The sequence below is a fragment of the uncultured Limnohabitans sp. genome, from assembly GCF_937889215.1.
GTDB lineage: Bacteria > Pseudomonadota > Gammaproteobacteria > Burkholderiales > Burkholderiaceae_C > Limnohabitans_A.
In genome coordinates this window covers 1-4,674 of sequence record NZ_CALBEX010000507.1, presented here as the reverse complement: position 1 = coordinate 4,674, position 4,674 = coordinate 1, and the positions used below count along the sequence as shown (strand labels likewise).

The 4,674-nt window shown below is 58.7% G+C and carries 5 protein-coding genes; all 5 read left to right on the top strand.

The genetic code is table 11. From position 1 onward, the window contains the following. Positions 1–1,290: flagellar hook-basal body complex protein (locus Q0341_RS12860; RefSeq protein ID WP_299514012.1), on the top strand; the 1,290-nt coding region annotated here is incomplete at its 5' end. Positions 1,291–1,331: 41 nt separating this feature from the next. Next, positions 1,332–2,093 carry a flagellar hook-basal body complex protein gene (locus tag Q0341_RS12855; RefSeq protein ID WP_299514010.1) on the top strand — a complete coding sequence of 254 codons (762 nt, stop codon included), beginning with the start codon at positions 1,332–1,334 and terminating at the stop codon, positions 2,091–2,093. Between the two features lie 18 nt (positions 2,094–2,111). Beyond that, on the top strand, positions 2,112–2,897 hold the full coding sequence (gene flgG / locus Q0341_RS12850) for a flagellar basal-body rod protein FlgG (RefSeq protein WP_299514007.1): 786 nt from the start codon (positions 2,112–2,114) through the stop codon (positions 2,895–2,897). Positions 2,898–2,904: 7 nt separating this feature from the next. Then, on the top strand, positions 2,905–3,627 hold the full coding sequence (locus Q0341_RS12845; protein ID WP_299514005.1) for a flagellar basal body L-ring protein FlgH: 723 nt from the start codon (positions 2,905–2,907) through the stop codon (positions 3,625–3,627). Between the two features lie 28 nt (positions 3,628–3,655). Further along, the coding region (locus Q0341_RS12840; RefSeq protein WP_299514002.1) for a flagellar basal body P-ring protein FlgI at positions 3,656–4,674 on the top strand (1,019 nt) is incomplete at its 3' end.

Genomic DNA, 4,674 nt, shown 5'->3' with positions numbered 1-4,674 from the left:
AACAACATACTGGGCACCTTGGCTGATACCCCTGACGACGCCACCACGACCTCCGTCAATGAATACCGACAAAACGCTCGATTTGGCATCGCGGTGCAATTTGACCCCGATGCAGCCAAATTTTCCATTGCCTCAGGAACCACAGGGGATGCCTCCAGCATCGAAATCACCGGCGCCAACGACACAGCCATCAGTTTGATGGGCTTGAACTCCACAGAAATGATGGTGGAGTCATCCGGCACAGAGGCCTTGCGGGGCAAAGCCAGCGAGCCAGCTGTCTTGAAGAGTGAAACCATGACCATCAACACCGCCAAAAGTGTGTTGGTGACCTCGGCCAACAAAGATTTTTTTGTATCGGTTGACGGTATCGCGGCCAAAATCGAGCTGCCATTCCCAACCACATTCACCAACATCGAAACCTTTGCCAAAGCACTGCAAGACAAAATCAACACGATTGTCGACGCAGATTCTGGGAAAAAAGTGACTGGCGTTACCGTGGGTTTCGACCCAAAAACCAAGCAATTGAGTTTTACCACCGCCACCACCGGTGACAACTCATCCATCCAGGTAACCGGACCTGCTGATTTGGGCTTGGCCAACACAGAAATGCAGTTTGGTGCCACCACTGAATGGAAAAAACTGGCTCAATACACAGAAAACGGGGCTCTGCAGTACGTCAAAAATGGCCAACAAACCGAAGATGCCACTGGCATTTCGACAAAAACCGAGTGGTGGCCCGTTTTCCTTGACCGAGGCGAGCTGAGCTTTGACCTGACCGGTAAACCCGTCTCGCCCTTAACCGGCATGCCATTCGAAACCGCCTTCTTGCAAGGCGGCAAGGGGGCATTGACCATGTCCATTGATTTCACGAAATCAACCCAATACTCCAGCGCTTTCGCCGTGCTGTCGCAGTCCCAAGACGGCGCCCCAGAAGGCGAATTGATGGGCCTGGACATTGGCGTGGACGGTCTGGTCAATGCGACCTATTCCAACGGTTCGCAAAATTCGCTGGGCAAGATCGTGCTGGCCAACTTCTCCAGCCCAACTGGTTTACGCCAAGTGGGTGACGCCAGTTACCTGGCCTCAGCCACCTCGGGCGTGGCCAAGATCGGTGAAGCGGGTTCGGCCGGTTTCGGCTCGATCCGCGCCGGTGCCACCGAGCGTGCCAACGTGGACTTGACGCAAGAGTTGGTGGACCTGATCACCGCGCAGCGGAACTTCCAGGCCAACGCCAAAGCCATTGAGACCAGCTCGACCATGACCAGCGCGATCATCAACATCCGTTCTTGATGCGCTGAATCACCCCTGACTGACACCACGAGAACGCCACCATGGACCGCCTTGTTTTTACCTCGAATGCCACCATCAAAGAGCAGGCCACGGCACGCCAGGTGCTGGTCAACGACTTGGCCAACGTGTCCACGGTGGGTTTCAAAAGCAGCTACGACGTGGCCTTGCAATCGATCAAGGTTGAAGGGGCTGGTTTTGACACCCGATACCAAGCCCAAAGCATTGCCCGCGACCTGATCCGCATGGACCCCGGCCCGGTCATGGCCACCGGCCGCCCGCTGGATGTGGCCATGGCGGGCAGCACCGTGCTCAGCGTACAAGCCCCCAATGGCGATTTGACGTTTACCCGTCGGGGTGACCTGAAGGTGAACATCCAGGGCCAGCTCGAAAACGGCTCTGGCCACCTGGTGTTGGGCGAAGGTGGCCCCATCACCATCCCGCCAGGTTTGTTGATCAACGTCACGCCCGACGGCAGTATTTTTGCGCGCGATCCGGCGCAAGTTGGCCCAGCCGCTGATGTGCTAATCGACCGCCTGCGGCTGCGCGACACCACAGGCGTGAGCATGGCCCGCCGCGAAGATGGTTTGTTCAAGGTGTCGGAAAAACCTAGTGGCACAGACCTTGCTTTAACTGCTCAACTGCCGCAAGTGATTCCCAAGGCCCTCGAGGGCAGCAACGTCAGCGCCATTGAGGCCATGACCCGCTTGATCGATCACTCGCGCAGTTTTGAAACCCAAATTCGCGTCATCAAGGAAATGAAAGGGCTCGACGAGTCCGGCGCTTCCATGATGAAAGCCGCTTAAACCTGACAGGAGCACCCCATGGATGCCTCAATGTGGATTGCCAAGACCGGCCTGGATGCGCAACAAACGCGCATGTCGGTCATCTCGAACAACTTGGCCAACGTCAACACCACGGGCTTCAAGCGCGACCGCGCCAGCTTCGAGGACATGCTCTACCAAAATCTGCGCCAACCCGGCGCACAGGTCGGTGCCGACGCACAAGCCCCCACGGGCTTGATGCTGGGCACCGGTGTGCGCATTGTGGCCACCGAAAAAACCCACACCCAAGGCAGCTTGGTGACCACCAAAAACGCCCTCGATTTGGCAGTGCAAGGCGAAGGCTTTTTCCAAATCGCCCAGGCCGACGGCACGATTGCCTACACGCGCGACGGTGGTTTCAAACTGTCGGTAACCGGACAGCTGGTCACCTCCAACGGCGCACCACTGCAACCTGCGATCACCATCCCGCCCAACGTGGCCAGCATCTCGATCGGCCAAGACGGCACGGTTTCGGTGGAAACCGCAGGCGGTGGCGGTGCACAGGTGTTGGGACAAATCCAAATTGCCCGTTTTGCCAACGCTGCAGGCTTGCAAGCCATTGGCCAGAACTTGCTGAAAGAAACCGGCGCCAGCGGCGCCCCCATCGTGGGCCAGGCCGGACAAGGCGGTGCAGGCCAATTGATGCAAGGCGCACTTGAGGCCTCTAACGTGAACGTGGTAGAGGAAATGGTCAACATGATCGAAACCCAACGCGCCTACGAAATCAACTCCAAAGCCATCTCTGCCGTGGACGGCATGTTGCGCTTCTTGAACAACAACATGTAAGCACGCCATGACGCCCAGCATTGCATTCACCACCCGCGTTTTGGCTCCCACTTTGCTGGCTCTGGGCCTGACAGGCTGCGCCACCGCGCCTGCCCCCATGGCGCATTCGCCGGCGTTTGCACCGGTCATGCCGGTGGCCATCGAGAAGCCGCGCATGGCCACTGGGGCCATTTACAACGGCCGCCAAAGCGACAACTTTTTTGGCCGCAGCCGCAATTACAAAGTGGGTGACCTGATCACGGTGTTGCTCAACGAGTCCACCCAAGCCGGACGCAGCCAAAGCGGCACCATTTCCCGCGAGGCCTCCAACGATGTGATCCCCAGTGGTTTGGTCACCAAAGCGCTGCGCATTCCCTCCAAAATTTTTGGCAGCAAAGGCGATGGCGCCTTTGACGGCCTGAACCTCAACAGTGCCAACATCGCCAGCAGTGGCTCTGGCGAGGCCGATCAACGTGCCAGCCTGTCTGGTGCCGTGTCGGTCACCGTGGTCGAAGTGCTGTCCAACGGCAACCTGATGGTGCGCGGCGAAAAACAACTGGCGCTCACCGAAGGGGCCGAAGTGATTCAGGTCACCGGCATCATCCGCCCCGACGATGTCTCGCCCAACAACATGGTGCAGTCGCGCCGTCTGGCCAATGCCCAGATTGCCTACCGTGGCACCGGCGACATGGCCAACGCGGCCAAGCCAAGCTGGGGCACCAGCGCCTTGCTCAAACTCTGGCCTTTCTGAGCGCCGCTCACCTCTTGAGAAACACCCCATGAAATCGACCCTCTTCACCCTTTTCTTGCTCATGAGCTTGACGGGCAACGCCTGGGCCGATCGCGTGAAGGACTTGGCCTCTGTGGCCGCAGGCCGCACCAACCAATTGATTGGTTACGGCTTGGTGGTGGGCTTGCAAGGCACGGGCGATGGGGCCGATGTGTCGTTCACCGCGCAAAGCATGAAGTCCATGCTCAGCCGCATGGGCGTGAGCCTGGATGGCCCGCTGTCGGACTTTGAACAAAACGCCAACAGCGGCAAGATCGACATCAAGAACGTTGCAGCCGTGATGATCACGGCTGAGTTGCCCGCCTTTGCCAAGCCCGGTCAAAAGATTGACATCAACGTCTCGGCCATTGGCAAAACCACCAGCTTGCGCGGCGGCAATTTGCTGCTGACCAGTTTGCGCGGTGTAGACGGTGAGGTCTATGGCTTGGCCCAAGGCGCACTCACCACCACCGGCATCGACACCAGCGCAGCGGGCTCCAAGGTCAGCATTGGCGTGCCCACTTCAGGGCGCATTCCCAATGGGGCCACGGTCGAGCGCATGGTGGACACCCCCTTTGAGACTTCAGACCATGTGGTGATGAATGTGCGCGAGTCGGACTTCACCACCACCACCGCCATTGTGAACGCTGTGAACAAAAGTTTTGGCGACGGCACAGCCCGCGCTTTGGACGGCATGTCTTTTGCCGTGCGCGCACCCACCGACATGTCGCAGCGAGTGGCCTTCATGAGCATGGTTGAAAACCTTGACGTTGTGCCCGGCGAGCCTCCTGCACGCGTGGTGGTCAATTCGCGCACGGGCACCGTGGTCATCAGCCGCAATGTGCGCGTGAGTGCGTCGGCTGTTTCACACGGCACCATTTCGGTGGCCATCTCGGCCACCAACGAGGTCTCGCAGCCCAATGCTTTTGGCCAAGGCCAAACTGCGGCCGTGCAAAACGCCGACATTGCGGTGACCGAACCCAACAAGCCCATGTTTTTGCCCTCGGTGACACACCGTTTGCCACACTG

Coding starts and splice junctions, on each gene's coding strand:
- Q0341_RS12845 (WP_299514005.1), top strand. CDS start 2,905: ATGACGCCCAGCATTGCATTCACCACCCGCGTTTTGGCTCCCACTTTG.
- Q0341_RS12855 (WP_299514010.1), top strand. CDS start 1,332: ATGGACCGCCTTGTTTTTACCTCGAATGCCACCATCAAAGAGCAGGCC.
- flgG (WP_299514007.1), top strand. CDS start 2,112: ATGGATGCCTCAATGTGGATTGCCAAGACCGGCCTGGATGCGCAACAA.